Origin of the sequence: Neisseria polysaccharea (assembly GCF_963392925.1) — a bacterium.
In the GTDB taxonomy this organism is placed as follows: domain Bacteria; phylum Pseudomonadota; class Gammaproteobacteria; order Burkholderiales; family Neisseriaceae; genus Neisseria; species Neisseria polysaccharea.
Genome location: NZ_CAUJNZ010000011.1, coordinates 41186 through 63284, shown reverse-complemented (window position 1 = coordinate 63284; position 22099 = coordinate 41186). Strand labels below are relative to the sequence as shown.

Annotated in this window: 17 protein-coding genes and 1 tRNA gene; 5 read left to right on the top strand and 13 right to left on the bottom strand. The window is 53.0% G+C overall.

The window, feature by feature from the left end; all coding sequences use genetic code 11:
* Positions 1 to 2282, top strand: a 2282-nt coding sequence (locus tag RDY34_RS08080) for a YadA family autotransporter adhesin (protein WP_308184527.1), incomplete at its 5' end; no start/stop codon positions are given.
* Between the two features lie 290 nt (positions 2283 to 2572).
* Here the strand turns inward: RDY34_RS08080 and RDY34_RS08075 are convergent.
* Positions 2573 to 4558: a TonB-dependent copper receptor gene (locus tag RDY34_RS08075; protein ID WP_308184526.1), complete on the bottom strand. Its 1986-nt coding sequence runs from the start codon at positions 4556 to 4558 to the stop codon at positions 2573 to 2575.
* A 179-nt stretch (positions 4559 to 4737) separates the two neighbouring features.
* Positions 4738 to 6381: a lactate permease LctP family transporter gene (locus RDY34_RS08070; protein WP_308075209.1), complete on the bottom strand. Its 1644-nt coding sequence runs from the start codon at positions 6379 to 6381 to the stop codon at positions 4738 to 4740.
* Between the two features lie 350 nt (positions 6382 to 6731).
* Between RDY34_RS08070 and RDY34_RS08065 the strand changes: the two genes are divergently transcribed.
* Positions 6732 to 7511, top strand: coding sequence for a FadR/GntR family transcriptional regulator (locus tag RDY34_RS08065; protein ID WP_115119474.1), 780 nt, complete (start codon positions 6732 to 6734; stop codon positions 7509 to 7511).
* A gap of 134 nt (positions 7512 to 7645) precedes the next feature.
* Here RDY34_RS08065 and gdhA read toward each other — a convergent pair whose 3' ends face one another.
* Complete coding sequence (gene gdhA, locus RDY34_RS08060) at positions 7646 to 8980, bottom strand: NADP-specific glutamate dehydrogenase (protein WP_003752328.1); 1335 nt, start codon at positions 8978 to 8980, stop codon at positions 7646 to 7648.
* A gap of 382 nt (positions 8981 to 9362) precedes the next feature.
* On the opposite strand from gdhA, the gene RDY34_RS08055 reads away from it, so the two are divergent.
* The 3 genes from RDY34_RS08055 to RDY34_RS08045 are packed head-to-tail and all read left to right on the top strand — an operon-like array spanning position 9363 to position 11449.
* Entirely contained in the window at positions 9363 to 10157 is a 795-nt protein-coding gene (locus RDY34_RS08055) for a thymidylate synthase (protein WP_036469060.1), read from the top strand.
* 8 nt (positions 10158 to 10165) lie between these two features.
* Positions 10166 to 11191 (top strand): FAD:protein FMN transferase, encoded by a 1026-nt coding sequence (locus RDY34_RS08050; RefSeq protein ID WP_308072999.1) that lies wholly within the window; start codon positions 10166 to 10168, stop codon positions 11189 to 11191.
* A gap of 15 nt (positions 11192 to 11206) precedes the next feature.
* Positions 11207 to 11449, top strand: coding sequence for a peptide ABC transporter permease (locus RDY34_RS08045; RefSeq protein WP_304670009.1), 243 nt, complete (start codon positions 11207 to 11209; stop codon positions 11447 to 11449).
* Between the two features lie 81 nt (positions 11450 to 11530).
* Here RDY34_RS08045 and RDY34_RS08040 read toward each other — a convergent pair whose 3' ends face one another.
* From RDY34_RS08040 to RDY34_RS07995, 10 genes are all read right to left on the bottom strand, one after another.
* Entirely contained in the window at positions 11531 to 12868 is a 1338-nt protein-coding gene (locus RDY34_RS08040) for a sodium-dependent transporter (RefSeq protein WP_304670010.1), read from the bottom strand.
* 557 nt (positions 12869 to 13425) lie between these two features.
* Positions 13426 to 14979, bottom strand: coding sequence for a glycosyltransferase family 2 protein (locus RDY34_RS08035; protein ID WP_304670011.1), 1554 nt, complete (start codon positions 14977 to 14979; stop codon positions 13426 to 13428).
* A gap of 110 nt (positions 14980 to 15089) precedes the next feature.
* Positions 15090 to 15165 (bottom strand) — tRNA-Ile (locus tag RDY34_RS08030).
* A gap of 53 nt (positions 15166 to 15218) precedes the next feature.
* On the bottom strand, positions 15219 to 16421 hold the full coding sequence (locus RDY34_RS08025) for a beta-ketoacyl-ACP synthase (protein ID WP_308074081.1): 1203 nt from the start codon (positions 16419 to 16421) through the stop codon (positions 15219 to 15221).
* Positions 16418 to 16942: a hypothetical protein gene (locus RDY34_RS08020; RefSeq protein WP_308074080.1), complete on the bottom strand. Its 525-nt coding sequence runs from the start codon at positions 16940 to 16942 to the stop codon at positions 16418 to 16420. Before RDY34_RS08020 ends, RDY34_RS08025 begins: the two co-directional genes overlap by 4 nt.
* Positions 16943 to 16951: 9 nt before the next feature.
* Entirely contained in the window at positions 16952 to 19297 is a 2346-nt protein-coding gene (locus RDY34_RS08015) for an MMPL family transporter (RefSeq protein WP_308074079.1), read from the bottom strand.
* A gap of 16 nt (positions 19298 to 19313) precedes the next feature.
* On the bottom strand, positions 19314 to 19907 hold the full coding sequence (locus RDY34_RS08010; RefSeq protein ID WP_308074078.1) for an outer membrane lipoprotein carrier protein LolA: 594 nt from the start codon (positions 19905 to 19907) through the stop codon (positions 19314 to 19316).
* Positions 19908 to 19969: 62 nt separating this feature from the next.
* Positions 19970 to 20410, bottom strand: a complete 441-nt coding sequence (locus tag RDY34_RS08005; RefSeq protein WP_308074076.1) for an acyl-CoA thioesterase — start codon at positions 20408 to 20410, stop codon at positions 19970 to 19972.
* A complete protein-coding gene (locus tag RDY34_RS08000) occupies positions 20407 to 21339 on the bottom strand; it encodes a lysophospholipid acyltransferase family protein (protein ID WP_308074075.1) in 933 nt (310 codons plus the stop codon). The genes RDY34_RS08005 and RDY34_RS08000 overlap by 4 nt, the downstream gene beginning before the upstream one ends.
* Entirely contained in the window at positions 21336 to 22061 is a 726-nt protein-coding gene (locus RDY34_RS07995) for a glycosyltransferase family 2 protein (protein ID WP_308074074.1), read from the bottom strand. The genes RDY34_RS08000 and RDY34_RS07995 overlap by 4 nt, the downstream gene beginning before the upstream one ends.
* Positions 22062 to 22099 lie beyond the last annotated feature (38 nt).

Sequence of the window (22099 nt, the reverse complement as noted above, 5' to 3'; positions counted from 1 at the left end):
CAGCAAAAGTAGCATCTGATAAAGGTTTAGAAAAGACTGCTGATGGTTTAGCGATTAAATCTAAAGCCAACGGTGGTCTTACTGTAGATGCAAATGGTGTATCTGTAACAACAGATAACACAACCATTGCGGTAGATAAAGCGACAGGTAAAGTCTCAGCGGTAACGGGTACGATTGAAAACGACGCTGGCAATGCGAAAGCGAAAACGGGTGATGAGGATAAACTCACCACGGTGGCTAATGTAGCTGAAGCGATTAACGCGGCGAAAGTGAAAGTCGAAGCGGGTAATGGTGCGACAGTTGCGCATGATGCGGCGACTAACACCTATACGGTTTCAGCGAAAATTGACGAAAACAAAGGTATCGTTGCGGGTGCAAACGGCTTATCTGTGCAAGGCGGAAACGGTGTAACTGTGGATGCGAGTGGTGTGTCTGTTAAAGCGAAAGCTAACGGTGGTTTGACTGTTAATGGGGATGGTGTTTCTGTAAATACCGATGGTACAACGATTAAACTGGATGATACGGGCAACGTGTCAGCGGTAACGGGTGAGATTGAAAACAACGCGGGCAATGCGAAAGCGAAAACGGGTGATGAGGCTAAACTCACCACTGTAGCTAATGTTGTTAGTGCGATTAATGAAGCAAAAACAAAAGTTGCAGCGAAAGACAGTACAACGGAAGTTGAGCTTGATACAGATGGAAAGACATACAAGGTTGCAGCGAAAGTAGCATCTGATAAAGGTTTAGAAAAGACTGCTGATGGTTTAGCGATTAAATCTAAAGCCAATGGTGGTATCAAAGTGGATGGAGAGGGTATCTCTGTAAATACGAAAGCCAACGGTGGTATTACTGTAGATGCTGATGGTGTATCTGTTAATGCGAAAACTGGCGGTGGTATTACTGTAGATGCTGATGGTGTCTCCGTTAAAGCGAAAGCCAACGGTGGTCTTACTGTCGGTACAGATGGTGTCTCTGTAACAACAGATAACACAACCATTGCGGTAGATAAAGCGACAGGTAAAGTCTCAGCGGTAACGGGTATGATTACGGCAGGGAATGAAGCAAGTGTTGAAGATGCAGATAAAGACAAGTTAGCGAAAGCAGGTGAAGTAGCGGCGGCGATTAATGCAGCGAAAGTGAAAGTTGCCGCAGGTAATGGTGCTGACGTTTCTCATAATGAAGCGACTAACACCTATACGGTTTCGGCGAAAGTTGAGTCGGGTAAGGGTTTAGAGAGTGGTGCTGCAGGGTTGTCAGTAAAAGCTGGAGATGGAGTTACAGTTGATAATAAGGGTATCTCTGTAAATACGAAAGCCAACGGTGGTATTACCGTAGGTGCTGATGGCGTATCAGTACAAAATGGAAATGGTATTACTGTAGATGCAAGTGGTGTCTCTGTTAAAGCGAAAGACAAGGGAGGTCTTACTGTCGGTACAGATGGTGTCTCTGTGAATACGGATGGTACAACCATTGCGGTAGATGCAGCGACAGGCAATGTGAAAGCGGTAACGGGTGAGATTAGCAATGAAGCTGGCAAAGCGAAAGCGAAAGATGGTGATGGGGATAAACTCACCACTGTAGCTAATGTTGTTAGTGCGATTAATGAAGCAAAAACAAAAGTTGCCGCGAAAGACAATACAACGGAAGTTGAGCTTGATACAGATGGCAAGACTTACAAAGTTGCAGCGAAAGTTGCAGACGGCAAAGGTTTAGAGAAAACCGACAGCGGCCTGGCTGTCAAAGCTGGTAACGGTATCGAAGTAGGTTCCGATGGCGTGAAAGTGAAGGCCAAAGATAACGGCGGCATCATAGTCGATAAAGATGGCCTCTCGGTAGATTTGCCATTTACCCGTACGGACGAGCCTGGTGGTACAATGGTTACTTTTAAAGGTAAGCAAGCTGCCGATCGTCCAAATGGTGAAGTTCGTATTGGAGGGGTAGCTGCCGGTATGGTTACGCCGACTAGTACGGATGCAGTCAATGGCTCACAACTTTATGCTGTCAGCAGTCGTGTGGACCGTCTGCAGGATAAAGTAGATAAATTGGGCAAACGTGCTGATGCAGGGGTAGCAGGAGCTTTGGCGACGGCCAATCTGTTGCAGCCTCATCATCCGGGTCAGTCTGTGGCTACCGCTGCTGTTGGAAATCATAATGGTCAGACTGCGATTGCAGTGGGTTATGCCACTATGTCTGATAACGGTAAGTATGGTATGAGGTTCTCGTTTGGGGCTAACTCCCAACATGATGTAAGTTTGGGTGCGGGCTTAGGATATTTCTGGTAACCGCCCGAACTGACTGTTTAACCGGCATATGTTTCATATGCCGGTTTTTTATGGTTTAGAAGTCGGTACGGTTAAGGAAGTTTTGTATGCGGTATGAAAAATAAAGAGTTTTATATCGATATTCCGTTGAAGTCTTGTATGTGTTGTGGGAAACAACAGCTGGAAAAGCTTTTAACGGGGTAATTTGGGTGTGATTTGCTAAGGGTAACTCTAAGTGTCGGGTTTGTGCTTCAAGTTAAATGCCGTCTGAAACGTACTCTGTTTCAGACGGCATTTTAAAATGCAGGCGTTTAGAACTTGGCTTGCAGCCTTAACCAAGCGGTGCGGCCGGGTTCGTTGACGCGGGTGGTTTTGATGCCGGCGGCAGGATCGACAAATCCTCCGCTTCTGCTGACGAATTCGGCATAGGTTTTGTTAAAGACGTTGTCCACTCCGCCTTGCAGGGTGGCGTATTTGTTGAATTTCCAACCTGCATTGACGGAAAGCACACCAAAGCCTGCGGATGCGCCAATATCCTGACCGATGATGTTGCCCTGTCCTTTGGCGTAGCGGTTTTGTTTGGCAACCAGTTTCCACAATGCGCCCGCGCTGAATTTGCCGTTGTCGAAGGCGAGGGTGTTGTTCCATTCGAGCGGAGGTGTTTGTGCCAACGGCAGATTGTCGGTCGTGTTTTTACCGCGCGTGTAAGCAAGGTTGCTGCTGATGCTCCAGCTTGGTGCAAACTGCCATTTGGCTTCAAGTTCGCCGCCGAAACGGGTGGCATTGATGTTGCGCGCCATGGTCATGACATGTCCGTGTCCGCCATGTCCGCCGTGGTGCATCATGTGCTGTTCGATCAGGATATAGTCGCGTATTTTACCGGCAAAGAGTGAGGCGGCAAGGTGGAGGTTGCCCTTGTTCCAAATCATGCCTGCATCGATTTGGCGGTTGGTTTCTTTTTTCAGGTCTTCATCCCGATTGCGCTCCCAGTAGTCAGGCGAACGCTGGGCAACGCCCAAACCTGCATAATATTTGGTATTTCCCGCAGTTTGCTCGAAACGGAAGAAGCCGGAAGTCAAAGGATATTTGATGGTTCTGTTGGGGTCGCTGTTCGGATAAGTTTCGTAAACGGCAGTAACTTTATCGTACCGCAAACCGGCAATCAGTTTTTGCTTGTCGGTACGTTGCCATGCCGCTTCGGCAAAGCCGCCCAGTTGGTTAAAGCTTTGGGTAGGCTTGAAAGGACTCGAAGCGTAGTTTTCATTGCCGTTGCGTTCGGTATGGCGGTCGCGCATATAGTCGATGCCGGTTTGAAGGTTGACGTTGTCCCAATCGAAAGTGGCTTTCAGGTTGCCGGTATCGGTGCGGCGTTTGGGATTCATAGCGCGTTTGCCCATCATCATTGTAACCGGACGGAGGCTGTAGGTGTCCATAACGTGGTCGATTTCGCTGGAGCCGTAGCGTGCTTCGATTTCGCTCAACCAGGGTGTGATATTGCGTTGGCTGATGCGGACATTCCACGCGTCGCGGTCGAATTTGCTGCCGTCCATCATACGGTCGGCGTAGGCTGCCTTCCCGCGGCTACGTTCGTATGTGCCGGCGATGGTGGTGTTTTCGGTCGGGGTAACGCCCAACTGAACCATTTGGCTGTCGCGTTTGAAGTTGGAATGTACGCGGTTGCCTGCTCCGTCTTTATAGTCGTCGGATTCGTTGTGTGAGACATTGAGGCGGGCATAACCGTATTTGCCACCCGCACCGGCTTCAAAGGAGGCATCGCGTCTGCCGCTGCTGCCCAATGTGGTGCTGCCGTTGAAGGAGTAGGGTTGTTCGTGGAAGGTCGGATCTTTACGGACGAAGTGAACGGAACCGCTGATCAAACCCATCCCTTGGGTAACGGTTTGCGGACCTTTGGTGACGACAACTTCGTCAAAGGTGCTGGGGTGGATGTAGGAAGTGGGCGGGTCCATGCGGTTTGAACAGCCGCCGTAAACGAACTGGTCGTCTGCGTTGATGGCAAGGCGCGAGCCGCCCAAACCGCGGAACAATGGATCGCCCGAGCTGCCGCCTTTGCGGATGATGCTCATGTTGGGGACGGATTGTAAAAGGTCTGCACCATCCCCTGCCGGTAGGGGCTGGAGGGTGGCTTTAGGATTGAATTTGACTGTATTGGCTTTTTGCTGCTGTGTCCCGGTAACGGTAACGGGGGAGAGCTCGGCGGTTTCTTCCGCAACAGGGGCTGCCCATGCTTGGCTTAGCGCGGCTGCGAGGGGAAGGAGTAGGAAGTGGGTAGTTTTCATATCTAATCTACTTAAATAGAGGGTTGTTGTGTTAGTCCTAAAGTAGTATATAAAACTAAACTGAACGATGCATCAGAAGTTGCACTTTATTTAACATACATCAATAACGAATGTATCGGCCTAATAAAAAAATGCCGTCTGAAGCGGAAACGGCTTCAGACGGCATTTTGAAAGACGGGTTATTTATTAAAGAAAATCAGCGTCCACGGCAAAACATAGGCCTGCAGGAGGGTCAGGAAGCCGACAAAGATGCAGAAAATCAAGCTGTGTTTCACGGTGAAGCGGAACAGGTTGGATTCTTTGCCCTCCAAGCCTACTGCCGCACAGGCGATGGCGATGGATTGCGGCGAAATCATTTTGCCTGTTACGCCGCCGGTTGTATTGGCGGCAACGGTCAATTCGGGGGTAACGCCGATTTGGTGCGCCGTACTTGCCTGCAAAGAACCGAATAAGGCGTTTGCGGAAGTGTCCGAACCAGTCAGGAATACGCCCAGCCAGCCGAGGAACGGCGAGAAGAACGGGAACACGGCACCGGTAGCGGCAAGGACGAGTGCCAAAGTGGACGACAGTCCTGAATAGTTTGCCACGAATGCGAAGCCGAGTACCAAACCGATGGACAGGATGGACAGGCGCAGTTCTTTGAGCGTTTCAAAGAACGTGCCGACGGCTTCGGAAGGTTTCATTTTCAGCAGGATTGCGGAAACGATGGAAGCAAACAGGATTGCCGTACCGACTGCGCCGAGGAAGTCAATTTTGAATACGGCGGCGTATGGTGTCGGTTCGCTGACGATGGGCGCGGCTTTTTGTACCAAGTTGTGCAGCATCGGCCAGTCGAATTTGATGGTGGCAACGCCCAAAGCCTCTTTTACGCCCTTAATCGTCCACACGCTGACGAAAACGGTCAGAATGGCAAAGGGCGACCAAGCTTTGATGATTTGTCCGGCAGTGTATTCGCCCGCTTTGCGTTCGGACAGTTTTTTCATGCCGTTGAACGTGAAGATTTCTTTAGGCTGCCATTTTTTCAGGAAGGCGGACAGGCAAATCAGGCTGACCAGTGCGGAGGTTACGTCGGGCAATTCCGGGCCGATGAAGTTGGCGGTAATGAATTGGGTAACGGCGAAAGATACGCCCGCCACCAATACGGCAGGCCAAGTTTGGCGTATGCCGCGCATACCGTCCATCATAGCGACCAGCCAGAAGGGAACGATAATCGACAGAATCGGCAGTTGGCGGCCTGCTACCTGGCCGATGTGGTAAGGATCGAGGTTGGACACTTGTCCGGCAACCAGAACCGGGATGCCCATCGCGCCGAAAGCCACGGGCGCGGTGTTGGCAATCAGACACAAACCGGCGGCGTAGAGCGGATTGAAGCCCAAGCCCACCAGCAAAGCGGCGGTAATCGCCACCGGCGCGCCGAAGCCTGCCGCGCCTTCGAGGAATGCGCCGAAGGAGAAGCCGACCAGCAGCATTTGCAGGCGTTGGTCTTCGGTAATCGAAATCACGGAAGCGCGGATGATGTCGAACTGCCCTGTTTTTACGGTAATTTTATACAGGAACACGGCGGTAACGATAATCCAGGCAATCGGCCACAATCCGTAAGCGAAGCCGTACAGCGCGGAAGAAACCGCCATACCCGCAGGCATCCCGAAGCCGAATACGGCAACGGCAAGCGCAATCAGCAGCGTATAAAGCCCCGCCTGATAGCCTTTGAGCTTCAGGACGGTCAGCGCGGCAAAGAAAAAGACGATGGGTAAGAGTGCGGCGGCGGCAGTCAGATACAGGCTGCCGCCGATTGCCGTGTAGTTTTGAACCCAAGTTTCCATAATTGAACATCTCCGAAAATATTTTTCTAATCGTCGGCAATAGTGGTCAAACCAATTAAAGCAACGTTGCATTACTTTACGAAACTTTAATATTCAGGTCAATATATTTTTGGGCGGTGCGGCAGGTTTGAAACGGAGGTTTTTGTTTAAATATAATTAAAACAATAATTTATACGAATAAAAAATGTAGTTTGATGTAGTTTTTTCCTGTATTTCAGGGGCGGTGCGAGGTAAATGCCGTTGACGGTGGGAACGGCGGGTCATTAGAATCCGCCCTGATTGGTCAGTCCAATTTGATGTTTGATGTATTTTGGAAGGGTTCGGCAAAGAATCTTTTAAAGGAGGGGGTGATGAAACTGATAAGGCCGCAGAAAATCAGCGATCAGGTGTTGTCGGTGCTGGAGGAGCGCATTGCGGAAGGCATTTACGCGGAAGGGGGCAAGATCCCCCCGGAGCGTGTTTTGGCGGAAGAGTTCGGCGTTTCGCGTCCGTCGGTCAGGTCGGCATTGAATATTTTGGTCGCCCGTCAGGTTTTGGAAGCGAGGCAGGGAGACGGTTATTATGTTTCCGTCAAACCGCAGCAGGATTTCCTGAAAAGTTGGCAGGAGCTTTTGGGCAAGCATTCCAATTGGGAGCAGGATGTTTTTGATTTCAGTTGCCATATTGAGGGCTGTATGGCGGCATTGGCGGCAGAACGCCGCACGGATGCCGATTTGAAGCGGATTCGGTTTTGGCTTGAAAAGTTTGAGGAGGCGTGCGGAAGCGGCAATTTGGAACATCAGGGCGAAGCCGATGTCAGCTTTCATCAGACGATTGCGGATGCGGCGCACAATTTGTTGTTCAGCCATTTGTCGGGCGGTTTGTTGAAAATGCTGTACCGGCAGACGCGCAGCAGCCTTATTTACCTGAATCAGGAAGAAGATCCGCGTCCGAAACTGATGGCGCAGCACCGCGTGCTGTATGAGGCGATATCGAACCGCCGGCCGGTCGAGGCTTCGGAGGCGGCAAAGTCCCATTTGAATTATGTGGCGAGCAGCATCTTGAAAGACAGGGAATATCAGAGCCGTAACCGCCACGCGGATACTTTGGCGCAAAACGATTTGAAGCGCGTGCAGGATTGGGCGGTGTGAATGCCGTTCAGACGGCATAGCATATTCAGATGTATCGGTAGTCTCACCCGATTTGAACGGGCGGATAAGGAAATGCCGTCTGAACAGCATTTGCGGTTCAGACGGCATTTTGTTTGCGGGTTGGTTGCGTTTGCTTAGAAGCCTTGCGCCAGCATCGCATCGGCAACTTTGACGAAGCCGGCGATGTTCGCACCGTTGACGTAGTTCACTTTGTCGCCGACTTTGCCGTATTTCAGGCAGGACTCGTGGATGCTTTGCATAATGCCGAACAGGCGTTGGTCGACTTCTTCACGCGTCCAAGACAGGCGGATGGCGTTTTGGCTCATTTCCAAGCCCGAAGTTGCCACGCCGCCGGCGTTGGAGGCTTTGCCCGGGGCGTAGAGGATGCCGGCTTTGATAAATTGCTCGACCGCGCCCAAAGTTGACGGCATGTTCGCACCTTCCGCAACAACGTAGCAGCCGTTTGCCAACAGGGCTTTGGCGGCTTCTTCGTCCAATTCGTTTTGGGTCGCGCAGGGCAGGGCGATTTCGGCGGCAACGCCCCACGGTTTTTGGTTTTCAAAGTATTGCAAGCCTTGCTCTTTGGCGTAGGTGGAAACGCGTTCGCGGCGGACTTCTTTCAATTCGATCAAGGCGGCGAGTTGCGCTTCGGTCATACCGCTGTCGGAGAAGAGGACGAAGCCGTTGGAGTCGGAAACGGTCAATACTTTCGCGCCCAGTTGGATGGCTTTTTCGGCGGCGTATTGCGCCACGTTGCCGGAGCCTGAAATCAAGACGCGTTTGCCTTCAAAACTATCGTTGCGGGTTTGCAGCATCGCTTGGGCGAAATAGACGCAGCCGTAGCCGGTCGCTTCGGGACGGATGAGGCTGCCGCCCCATTCCAAACCTTTGCCGGTCAGGACGGAAGAAAACTCGTTGCGGATTTTTTTGTATTGTCCGAACAGGTAGCCGATTTCGCGTCCGCCTACGCCGATATCGCCGGCCGGAACATCGGTGTCCGCGCCGATGTGGCGGTAGAGTTCGGTCATAAAGGCTTGGCAGAAGCGCATTACTTCGGCATCGGATTTGCCTTTGGGGTCGAAGTCGGAACCGCCTTTGCCGCCGCCCATAGGCAGGGTGGTTAAGGCGTTTTTGAACACTTGTTCAAAAGCGAGGAATTTCAACACGCCCAAATCGACGGTCGGGTGGAAGCGCAGACCGCCTTTGTAAGGACCGATGGCGGAGCTCATTTGAATGCGGTAGCCCCGGTTGACTCGGACTTGTCCTTTATCGTCCTGCCAGGTTACGCGGAACATGACGACGCGTTCGGGTTCGACGATGCGTTCCAGCAGGCTTTGCTGGGTGTATTTCGGATTTTTTGCCAAAAACGGATCGAGGCTCATGAAGACTTCTTCAACCGCCTGATGGAACGGTTCCTGATTGGGGTTGCGTTGTTTGAGGTTGGCAAACAGGGTGTTCAGGTCAGTCATTCGGATACTCCTTTTGGTTGATATTGTACTAATGGGAAAACAAATTTGTAGGTAGCAATATAAACCTATTTTTTTCTGATGCCAAGCCCGATTTGGCACAAATTGTTGACATTATTTTTTCCATATTTTCAATTGTTGATGTTTGTTGCCGATAATCAATCAATAATCATAAATTAATTTCGCAAATAAAAATATTATTGGAATTTTATTCTAAGTAATTAAACTAGATTTTTTGATTACAATCAAGGTAATTTTGTTTTTAAGCCCGATTTCCCGTGGAAAAGAATCGAAATTGTCAACAATCCTGCCTGCCTGTATCCGTGTTTTGGGCATTATCCGGAAATGTTACAATATGCGCCGTTTAATTTGATGAAAGATGATGATGAAGGCCTATTTGGACTTGATGCGCCACGTCCTCGACAACGGTACGGACAAATCAGACCGCACCGGTACGGGTACGCGCTCCGTATTCGGTTATCAGATGCGTTTTGACTTGGGCAAAGGTTTTCCGCTGCTGACGACCAAAAAGCTGCATTTGCGCTCGATAATCCACGAGCTGCTTTGGTTTCTCAAAGGCGATACCAATATCAAATACCTGAAGGACAACAATGTTTCCATTTGGGACGAGTGGGCGGACGAGAACGGCGACTTGGGCCCGGTTTACGGCTATCAATGGCGCAGCTGGCCCGCGCCCGATGGCCGCCATATCGACCAAATCGCCAATGTGGTGGAACAAATCAAGAAGAATCCAGACTCGCGCCGCCTGATTGTGTCGGCGTGGAATCCGGCTTTGGTCGATGAAATGGCCTTGCCGCCCTGCCACGCGCTGTTTCAGTTTTACGTTGCCGACGGCAAACTGTCCTGCCAGCTTTACCAGCGCAGCGCGGATATTTTCCTTGGTGTGCCGTTTAATATTGCCAGCTACGCGCTTTTGACGATGATGATGGCGCAAGTGTGCGGACTGGAAGTAGGCGAGTTTGTCCATACGTTTGGCGACGCGCATTTGTACCGCAACCATTTCGAGCAGGCCGCATTGCAGTTGGAACGCGAACCGCGCGCCTTGCCTGTGATGAAAATCAATCCTGAAGTCAAAGATTTGTTTGCCTTCAAATTTGAAGATTTCGAGTTGGAAGGCTACGATCCGCATCCGCATATCAAGGCGGCAGTGTCGGTTTAGGAGGCGGTATGGGCAGGCATTTCGGGCGCAGGCGTTTTTTGACGGTTGCCGCCGTTGCGGCGGCGGGCGTGGCGGTTTCTTTCCTGCCGAATCCTTTTGCCGCCGATGATGAAAAACGCAACGGGGATGAAAAACGCAATGAAAATGTGTTTTTCTGGAATGGTGTCGCACTGGGTTCCGGTGCGGAGCTCCGTCTGTTCGGTGTGGACGACAGACGTGCGGCGGATTTGGTCAACAAGGTTTTGGCGGAAGTGGCGCGTTTGGAAAAAATGTTCAGCCTTTACCGTGAAGACAGTCTGATCAGCCGTCTGAACAGGGACGGTTACCTGACTTCGCCTCCGGCGGATTTCTTGGAACTGTTGAGCATTTGCCGGGATATGCATACTTTGACCGGCGGGGCATTTGATCCGACAGTTCAGGTTTTGTGGAAACTGTATGCCGATTATTTTGCCGCTCATCCCGATGCGGAAACACCGCCATCGGAAAATAGCGTGAAGGAAGCCTTGAAGCGGGTCGGCTTTGACAAATTGGTGTTTGATGACCGTGAAATCCGTTTTGCCGAAAAGGGTATGGGTTTGTCCTTGAACGGCATCGCGCAAGGCTATATCACGGATAAGGTCGTCGCGTTGCTGAAGGCAAACGGCGTGCCTGCCGCTTTAGCCGATATGGGTGAAATCCGCGGGTTTGATACAAACGGTAAACGGACTTGGAATGTCGGTATCCGCAACCCGGATGACGAAGAAGGCGTGTTGGCGACGGTTGTCATGAAAGACAAGGCGTTTGCCACTTCGGGCGGCTATGGGACGGTGATGGACAAGGCGGGCAGGTTTACCCATTTGTTCGATCCGCGGACCGGCGCGGGTACGCCGCGTTATAAAAGCATCAGCGTGATGGCGGATGATGCGGCGGTTGCCGATGCCTTGTCGACGGCGTTTTCCGTGATGGATTTGCCGCTGATACGGTCGGTTGCCGAAAGCAGGCGGCTTAAGGTTTGGCTGCTGATGCCGGACAATACTTTGAACGAAATCGGCTGAACCATAGGAGGGGGTATGTCGGACAGGCTGAAACATATTTGGATGCTGTATCGCAAACCAATACTTTTGAATGTTGTTACCGTCATCATCTATATTTTGCTTGACGGACCGACCACAGATGGCAGCCGAACGCCCATGCCCCCTATGAACGCTTGGGAAAGAATCCTGTTTATGGCAGCCGGGGTCAGCGGATTTGTCAGCTTGCTGTGGATAATGCTGATTGCCCTGTCCGAGCATTACAGGGACAAGAATTGGTAAACGCGTCCCTTGATTGTCCATTAAAAGTAAAATGCCGTCTGAAAGGCTTTCAGACGGCATTTTCGCCGTTTGGAGGACTTTTTAAAGGATGCCTAAAGAATTGACGAAAACAATAATAATGGCAATCGGGGCGAGGTAGCGCAAGGTATTCAGCCACAGCAGCAGCACTGCCCGGGGCACGGTGCTGCCCGAGCCGGCATCTTTTAACACAGACTGTTTGTCCTGAATCCAGGCGGTAAATACGGCAACGCCCAACGCGCCGACAGGCATAATGACCGCAGAAATCAGGTAATCCCACAAATCAAAAATGGTTTTGCCGAAAACCTTAAACTCGCCCCATACGCCGAAAGACAGCGCGGACGGGATGCCGACAATAAAAATGGCCGTGCCGATAAGCCAAGTATGTTTTTTGCGTTTGCGCTCGTCTTGGCGGATGGTTGCGGCAATGACCGTTTCCAACATCGAAAACGCCGAAGTCAGCGTGGCGAAAACAACCAAGAGCATAAATACCGCAAACAAAACCGTACCGAACGGCATTTTCATAAACACCGCCGGCAATACGATAAAAATCAATCCCGGCCCCTGGCTGGGTTCAAAACCGAAGGCGAACACCGCCGGGAAAATCACCAGGCCGGCAAGCAGCGAAACCAAGAGGTTCATCCACATAATCGTATGTCCCGAGCGGAACATATCCTGATCTTTTCCCAAATACGAAGCATAGGTAATCATAGCGGAAACGCCGATGCTCAAGGCAAAAAACGCCTGTCCCAAAGCCGTAATCATCGTATCGGCTTTAAAGTACGACCAATTCGGTTTGAGCAGGAAAGACACGCCCTCCATCGCACCCGGCAGCGTCAGCGAACGGATAGCCAGCGCAATAAAGAGGATAAACAGCCCCGGCATCAGATAACGGTTTGCCTTTTCGATGCCGTCTGAAATCCCGCCTTTGACCACCCAAACCGTAATCAGCATAAACAGCGCCTGATAAAACAGCGAACCTGCCGGATTGGAAATCGTCGCGCCGAACAAGGCTTCAAAGTCCGCGCCGGTATGAACCGCCCCCGTGAAACTGTGGACGACATAATTCAATACCCATCCGCCGACCACGCTGTAAAAAGACAGCAAAACAAAGCAGGCGGCAACGCCCATCCGTCCGATCCAAAACCACCGCGTACCCGGACGCAGGGTTTTGAAGGAACCGACGGCGTTTTGTCCGCCCGTTCGCCCGATATAAAACTCGGCAAGCTGGACGGGCAGGGCAACCAAAATGGTGAATATCAAAAACAGCAGGAAAAACACCGCGCCGCCGTTGGTGCCCGCCGTATAAGGAAATTTCCAAATCGCGCCCAAACCGATGGCCGAACCTGCCGCAGCAAGGACGAAACCGATTTTGGACGACCAAGAAGTATGGTTGCTCATAAAATTTATTAAGAAATGTGAAGACAGTGCATTGTAACAAAGCACTTGGTGCGGCGGCACAAACCGGGGAAGACGCTGCAAAACTTTGCCAATAGGCTGCGTAATATCGGGGGATATTGGGATTTTCTTATTTTGAAGGATGAGTTCGGGGTGTTTCTTTCCAATGAACGAATATAATTTGGCGGTTTGTTGCATTAAGGGCTTTCAGACGGCATATGCCGTCTGAAGTTTTTATTGTGGATTAAATAGAGAATACGCATATCGTCATTTTCGCGAGAGTGGGAATACGGGATTTTTAATGCTACGGTATTTATCCGAAACAACAACCGTCTTTTCGTCGTCATTCCCACGCAGGTGGGAATCCAGTAACGAAAAATCATAGGAAGTTATCCGAAACACAAAAAAACTGAAACCGAACGGACTGGATTCCCGCTTTCGCGAGAATGACGAGATTAAAGTTTCAGAATTTATTTAAAATAACCGAAATTCAAAAAACCGGATTTCTGCCTGCGCGGGGGTGATGGCAGAAATAAGGAAATAGGTGCTTTTATTTGAATTTATGGCAAGAAGCGGTCCAAACCGTCTTCACATCGGATTTTTCGTTCGGATAGTGTGGCTCGAAGCAATGCGTCGTTTTGCGGTAAGGTATTGCGTTCGGCTTCATTGTGCCAAAGATGGTAGGCGATGCCGGCAAATTTGAGGTTGTGGCGTTTTATGCCCTTATGGAAGAGGCGGGCGACGAACTCACTGTCTTCGCGCCCCCAGCCGACAAAGCGGTTATCGAAACCGTTGACGGCAAGCGCATCGCTGCGGAAAAAGCCCATATTGCAGGTTTTGATGCCTTTGTGTTTGCGGCTGCTTTGTCTGCCAATCAGGTCGGACAGGGTGCGGCAGCGCAGGGCGGATAGGCGTTTTTCTATGCCTTGGCTGAATGCGGACAAATCGGGCAATTCGCCGGAATCTAAAATTTCTTGGGTGCGTTCTTGGGTTAGGATGACGCGCGAACCTTGTATCAGCCTGCCTTTGCGTGCAAGTTTGAGGTGGTCGGCGATGAAGGACGGGTCGAGTATCATATCGCCGTCGATGAGGATGATGTAGTCGCTTTTTGCCTGCGCCAGCGCGCGGTTGCGCGATTCGGCGGCGCGGAAGCCGTCGTCCGTCCGCCAAGAATGTTTGACGGGGATGTCGGTGCGGCTGCGGATGGACTCGACGACTGAGGCGGTGTCTTGGCGTGAACCGTCGTCGGCGACAATGATTTCGTCGGGCAGGCGGGTTTGCGCGAGCGCGGATTTCAAAACCAGCTCCAGCGCGTCGGGTCGGTTGTAGGTGGTCACAATAAGGGCGACGCTGATGTTGCGGTTTCGTTCGTAAAGTTTGACGTATTTGTAGTATGAACCCTGGGCATTGGCAATGGAAATGGTCAAACCGTCCGCGCCGTAGGCGAAACCGCGTTTGAGCAGGTAGTTTTTGACAAACGATACGCTGCCGTGCAACAGGGCTTTGAAGGGGGAACTGTCTTTTTTGTAGCGGTTTTCTTCGGCGTAGAGCGAGCTGTATTGCTGCATTTTCTGAATCAGCCCTTCGGCGTTTTCAAAGGAATAGTGTTTCAGACGGCCTTCGAGCGGACGGACGTTTGCATCGGGCGGCAAAATCAGTGATTCATGCACCTGACGGTCGGAAAAACGGGTAAAGCGTCGGTGGTAAAGGCGTGGAATAATGTCGGGATACCAGCCGCAGGCTTTGATCAGGCGGGCGTTGTAATGGTTCAGGCGCGAGAGGGAGAAGATGTTTTGTTCTTTGTTTTCCACCACGGCTTTGCGGATGGCGGCAATCAGTTCATCATCTGCCACTTCGTCGCTGTCTATGCTGAATATCCAATCATTTCGCGCAAGTTTTGCAGCAAGGTTTTTCATCGGGCCGAAGCCGATGAAATTGTGTTTGTGATAACTGATGTTGGCAAAGCGTCCGGCGATTTCAAAGGTGCGGTCGGTCGAGCCGTTGTCGAGCAGCAAAACTTCGTCGAAGTCTTGAAGCGCGGTTAAAACTTCATTTAAATAGCGTTCTGAGTTTTTAACCAATATGGCTGCGGTGGCGGGAATTTTCGGGTTCATAATGAGGTCGTCCGACAAAAGGTAGGTGTGTGGAAAAGCTGTATTGCCCTGGTCTGAATATGCCGCAATAAATGGCAAAAAAGCCCAAACATATGTCCGGGCTTGGGAATTGGTGGGTCCGGTGGGGTTCGAACCCACGACCAAGGGATTATGAGTCCCCTGCTCTAACCCCTGAGCTACAGACCCGTCAAGAGTAGGCGCGTATTGTATAGCATAGCGGTGGGATTGACAAACTTATTTCATCCGATGAGTAAAACGCAGTTGCTTCCCCCGAAGGCAAACGATGAGCTGGCGGCAATGCGTTTTTCGGTTTCCCAGCGGCTGCCGCTGCCGGTCAGGTTGATGGCGGGCAGGTCGGGGTCGTTCTGTCCGTCCCAAAGCTGGGGAGGAAGTTTCCCTTCGGGATTGCTTTGCCGGTCGGCAATGCCCCACGCGAACGCGGCTTCGATTGCACCCGCCGCGCCTAAAGTATGCCCGGTTTGCGGCTTGGTGGACGTGCAGGGCGTGTTGTTGCCGAATACTTCTGCAACGGCGCGGCTTTCCATACTGTCGTTGTGGTGCGTCCCGGTGCCGTGCAGATTGATCCAGCCGATGTCTTCGGGCGCAAGTCCGGCGTGCCGCAATGCCGTCTGAAAGGCGAGGATTGCGCCTTGAGCGTCGGGGCGCGGCGTGGAAATATGGTAGGCATCGCTGCTTGCGCCATAACCCAGAAGCCGCATACCGCCGGAAAAATCCGCATCGCGCGTCATGATGAATACGGCTGCGCCTTCGCCGATATTGATGCCGTCGCGGTTGGCGGAGAAGGGGTTGGCAATGTTCGGGGACAAGACTTCCAATGAGGCGAATCCGTTGACGGTCAGCGGCGAGAGTGTGTCCGCGCCGCCGCAGATGACGGCATCGCACATACCGGCGCGAAGCAGGCGGGCGGCACTGATTAATGTGCGCGCGCCGGAAGTGCAGGCGGTGGAAACGACGTAACGCAGGCCGTTCAGCCCGTAAGCATCGGCAATGAAATCGGCAGGCGCGTTCATAAGGTGTTGGCATTGGTTGAACGTGAGGTCTTGCCAGGCTTTTCCCTGTACTGCCTGTTCGAACATCGGGATGTTTTCGTCCGCGCCGCCGGTGGATGTGCCGATAACGACGGCAATCCGGTTTGCGCCGTATCGCCGTATGGCGGCGCGGATTTGCGGTTCGATTTGTTCGAGCGTGTGCCAAAGCAGCCGGTTGGTGCGGCTGCGGCAGTGTGCGGGCGTGCCGTCTGAAAAGGGGCGCAGGGTTTCTTTTACCATACCGAAGGCAAGATTTTTGCCGTCAACCCAGTCGGATGAAAATGTCAGTGCCGGTTTGGAAGAAGGGGACAGCAGGGCATCGATGTGGGTGTGCAGTCCGCTGCCCAATGCGCTGGTGAGTGCAGGGCTTCCGAGGTAAACAGGTATGTTCATAATGGTTCAATCGGTGTAACCGACCAGCGGGTTTGGTCGGGTAGGGTAATCAAAAATTGCCCGCCGGTATGGTTGACGCACCATATGTCCCGATTGCGGTAACGGAACAATGCCCCCTTGCTGCAGAAGGATGTGTCGGCGTTTGTCCGTTTGGATTCGGGATAGAGGGGTGCGGCATTCTCGGCGGTTATCAGCGGGAGCAGTGCGGCAAACAGGCGGCGGGACGGCATATTGGGCATCACGAACCCGTCGTTTTTCCAGCCGCCGCCGCTGATGGTCTGGCGTGAAACCGGTGCGCCCAATATGTCGGTTTGTACAAACCGGATGCCGTCCTCAAGCTGTTCGGCCGCCAGTATGCCGGTTTGTACGGGTTCTTGCCCCTTATTGTAGCGTTCCCATTTGAACCATTGTACGTCTTGGGCAAGGCGCGGCCGGGTTTGGGGGATGGGTAGGGTGTATGAGGAGCAGGCGGCAAGCAGCTTTGCGGTTAATAGGGCAAGCAGGGTTGTGGTCAGGCGCATAAGTTCCTTTCAAAAATGCCGTCTGAAGCGGAAACGGCGGCAGGGCGGCTGACGGTCGGGATGCTGCGTATCGGGGGCGGAGTACATCAGCCGTGCCGCCAGCCACAGGTTCAATATGACCCCGATGCCGACGGTAATGCCGAATGCGGCGACGGCCGGTGTGCCGCTGAAGGCAAGTATGGCGAAGGAGATACCGGTCGTGAGCGCGGCAAGCAGCATACCGCCCAGCCGCGCATCGGTACTGTGTCCGGCATTGAGTACGTAAACGGCATAGTCAATGCCAATGGCGGAAACCAACAGCAATCCGAACATGGCAAACAGGCTGACGGGTATGCCCAGCCAACCCAATACGGCAACAGTGCCGATGGCGGCAACAATGGGGACGGCGAGGATTTTCCCACCCTGCCGCGCGCCAAACAGCCGCCACAGCAGCAGCCAGGCCAGCAGGTAAGACGACAATTTCAGCCAAGCCGCCTGATTGCGTGTATGGCGGAACAGTTCGTTGAGCCTGCCGCGCTTGTCCGCCCATTTGATTCCCGGGACGGTTTCCGCCGTTTTGCGGACGGTTTCCGGTTCGGTCATACCGTTCAGGCGGATAACCGAGGCATAACGATGCGGTTCGACTTCGCCGAGATACAGGGGTTTCCAAGCCTGCGCCAGAGGCAGGACGATGCCGTCTGAAAGCGTGATGGCGGGCGTGCCGGCCGCTTGCAGCAGGGCGGATTTCAGCGTGTCTTCGGGAATGCCCAGTTCGTGCAGGGCGCGGTAGTTGCCAGGTTTGTCTGCAATCGCGCGCAAATATTGTTTCAGGCGGTTTTGTTCGGCGGCTGGCAGAATGAATTGATCCAGCGATTGGATGCCTTTCAGTTTGCCTTGTCGAATCAGAGGGGCGAGGGTGCGGCGCAGTTCGGCATTTTTTAACAGCAGCGCGTCTTCGCTTGCGGCTTCGGCAACCAGATATTGACCGCTGAAATCGGTTCCGCCCAATGTGCCGATTTTTTGTATTTGCGACAACAGTCCGGGCGGCATATTCACCCATTGGCGAATGTCGTCGCGCCAGTTGCTGCGCCACAGTCCGACGGCGGCGAAAACCATCAGGAAAACTGCTGCGGGATAACGGAAGGACGGGGGGAGCTGTTTCTTGATATGTCTGCCCAGTATGGTACTTAAGGCGGCAAAAGGTACGGGTTTTGCTTGATAACGGGCAAACAGGGGCGGTAGCCAGCAGATAGTCGCGCCGAATGCGCCAAGTAGCGAGAATCCGGAGAAAACGGCAGTTTGTTGTAAAACCGGTAAAGGTGTGAACCAGAGCAGCGCGTATCCCGAAACGGTAATCAGCAGACTGACTGCAAAGGTGGGCAATACCTGTTCCATCGCCGGTTTCGCCTGCCATGATGAGAATACCGACGGGGTCAGCCAGTGCAGCGGGAAATCGACCAGCATCCCGATCAGGCTCGTACCGATAACCAGCGTCAGGGCGTGAATATGTCCGAATACCGCCAGAGCCGCCGCCAAGCCCGCCAGCATGCCTGCGGCAGACGGCAGCAGCAGCCAGAAAGTGCGCGCGCTGCGGAAAACCCACAAGATGAGGGCGACGGTCAGGACGGTGCCGGCAAAACCCATTATCCGGCTTTCTTTTTCTGCATCGGCTTTGGCGGCTGCTGCAAAAAGTGCGCCGCCCCCGGTCAGGATTTCGGCGTGCCTGCCGGATGCCAATGTCTGTGTTTTTTGGAGCAGGTTTGCCAAGGCATCTTGAGGAAGGGCGTTATCGGGCAGCTTGGCGCGTATCCAAACCCAGGTTTTCCCGTTGTCTTCGTTGAACAGCATACCGTTTTCGGGGTGCCATTGCAGACGGGTTTGGGGATTGATTTTGCCGGCAACGAAACGCCCGAAACCCAGCCAGTCCTCGTCTAAGGGCAGGGGGGGTACGGCAAACGGGTTGGCGGCATCTTCGGCGCGTTGGCGGAAATAGTCGGCGGGTTTTTCGGTCAGCAAACGCCGTTGGGCTTCGGGTAAGACGGCCAAGCTGATTCTGCCGATGTCTTGGCGGATTTGTGCAAGGTCGGGGCTGATTTGGCTGTTTACTTCGGAAAATATCCCGCTTTGCCGCCACAAGCCGGCGATTTCCGATGCCGTCTGAAATGCGGTTTCGGGTCGGGGGCTGCCCGCCAGCAGGATGATTTGACTGTTGATTTGCGCGTCGCCGGCGCGTTCCGCCGCCTGCAAAACGGCATCTTGGCTGCTCTTGGGCAGCAGCTCGGTCAAATCGGTTTGCAGCCAATCGCGCGTTGTGATGTTGTAACAGGCAAAGGCGGCAAGTGCCGACATCAGCAGGGTGTAAATCAGGCGGGTCATAGCGGTTCGGACGGTGTCAGAGTGATTGTTCGGCAAACTTGTCCGGCGGGTTGCCGACGCTGATGCCGTCAAACCGCATATCGGTTTTGTCCCCTTGTTTTTCGTGCAGTTCGATGCGGCGCACGACGCTGTCCCCGCTGATGTCGATATGGTTGAAGATTTGTTTCATCACCAGTGTTTTCGGTGTGAGTTGCAGCGTCCATTTTTGCGCCGAGCCTTCGAGTTTCAGATCGAACTGTTTTTCCAGCCCTTGCGTATCGCCGCCGATCAGGTCGAGAAAGAGTTTGATTTGCCTGCTTTGTCCGGGCATTTTTCCGGTATCGGGCATTATCCAGCCTTTGCCGTTCCATTGGCTGATGCCGTCTGAACGGACGCGCAGGGTGGCGGCAAACGGTTTTTGCATCTGCCAGAGCAGTCCGCGTTTGGGCATCAGTACGAATTTTCCGGTTGCAGCCATCGGTTTGGATAGGGATTTCAGATGGCGGTATTGGATAAAGCTGCCTTGGATGTTGTCGGGTTTTTGCAGTATCCGGGTCAGTTCGGCAGTGGAAAATGCCGAGGCGGAAAGGGCGTTTGCGGCAAGGAGCGCGGCAAGCAGGTATTTTTTCATAGTTGTCTGTCGGTGTGGTAATAATGGGGCGGAAAATGCCGTCTGAAAGCGGACGGCAGGGCTTATGCGGCTTGAAAAGTCGGATGACTCCGTACGGCTTCGAGCCAGCTTTCCGGCGTTTGGAACTGTGTTTCTCCGGTTTTTAGGGATACTGCCGCCTGCGTGGTCGATGCGCGGGTCAGTTTTTCGCCGGTTTGCTCATCGGACAAAGTGTAGTCGATACGCAGGCAAGTGTCGATTTCGACGATTGCCATATCGATGCGTATGGTTTGTCCGAACCGTGCGGGGCGTATGTATTTCAAGTCCATTTTGACGATGGGCCAGCCGAAGCCCCGCCTGCCCATTTCACCGTAGCCGTAGCCTATGCTTTCAAGGAAGGCGCAGCGTGCGACTTCGAGGTATTTGACGTAGTTGCCGTGCCAGACGATCTGCATCGGATCGACATCGAAAAACGGGACTCGGACGGTGTGGCTGTGGCGGCAGAAAATGTGTTTTTTGTTCATCTGGGATGGTGCTCCGTGTGCCAAAAGTCGTAAAAATTGAACCATTGCAGCGGATTCAGACGGCATTCTTCTTCTAAAATGCGGGCGAAATGTTGCGCGGATTCTTTGATTTTTTGCGTGCGCTCCGCCCGCGTCCAATCCGATGTGTCGGTCATAGGGCGAAGTTTCAGGCGGTAGCGTCCGTCCTGTTTGATGCAAAACAGCGCGTTGACCTTGGTTTTCAGCAGCGATGCCAGAATCCACGCCCCTTGGGGTATTTCGGTACGGTGTTGCAAAAAATCGACGGTTACGGTTTTTTCGCCCCGGACGGGAATGCGGTCGGCGGCGATTGCCAACCATTCCCCTGCTTCAATGCGCCGGTTAAGCGTCATCATCAGCGATGCGTCCAAGTCGCTTACCTGTATCAGTTGGATTTTGTCCGCGCCCGCCTGTTGCAGGGCTTCGTTGAACATTTGCGCGTGGCGGCTGTGTACGAGGACGTTGAGTTTGAAATTCCGGTGGTGGGAAACCAGTGCGCGGCAGATTTCCGTATTGCCCAGGTGCGAACAGGCAAAAATCTGTCCGCGCCCGTTTTGATACATAGCGGCGGTCAGGTTGTCGGGGTCTTCGATAATCAGGTCTTCGTAACGTATTTTGCGCTGCCATACGGCAAACCGGTCGCAAACGGCTTCGCCGAATGCCAAAAACTGCGCGAATATGCGGTTTTCAGACGGCATAGCGTCGGGAAAGGTATGCCGCAGGCGGTTTTGGTAGGTATGGAGGTTTTTCCGCGCCCGAGGCGAGGTCAGGTAAAAATATAGGACGACAAACCAAATACACGGTTTCATTAAAAAAGGGGGCAGATAACGGACAATTACCGCCGTCAGCTTGAGGAATAGGCGGTTGCCGCGTTCGTTTTGTTCCGCCCAGTGTCGGGATGCGCCGTTCATCGGAATATGCCTTTCAAGATGCGCCAACGCCATTTGAGCATACCGAAAAACAGCCGTGTGTGCATCTGGCTGATAAGGATGTTGTCGGCAAGGGCGCGGAAGTGGGAAATGCCGTCTGCGGCGTAACGGACGGGCGTGGGTATCCACACGGTTTTGATGCCGCGCCAATATAGCCGGATTAGGATTTCGATGTCGAAGTCCATACGGTTGCCGATGTATTCTCCGCGTATGACCGCCAACGCAGGCGGCAACGGATAAAGGCGGAAGCCGCACATACCGTCTTTAATATCGGACGACCAGGTGTGAACCATATTCCAAAAGTCGGTAATCTTGCGCCCGTACAATCGGGATTTGGGCGCGTCGCCGCCGTATTGCGGCTGACCGCAGACGAGGGCTTCGGGATTGAGTTGCGCGGCACGGACGAACTTCGGCACATCGTCCAAACAGTGTTGGCCGTCGGCGTCGATTTGCAGGACGTGGCTGTATCCCAGCTCCGCCGCCGCCTCGAAACCCGTGCGCACTGCCGCGCCTTTGCCGCCGTTGCTTGTGCGGCGGATGACGCGGATGCCGTCTGAAGCCAGATTTTCTAAAACGGGTATGCAGTCGGGACGCGAGCAGTCGTCCACGACCAACACGTCCAAACCGCAGGCGCGCAGGCCGTGCGCGACCGTGCCGACGGTTGCCGGGTGGTTGTAATGGGGGATGAGGGCGAGGATGTTCATATTTAAAGGTAAGGCTGTAATCTTATTTGCCTGTGCGA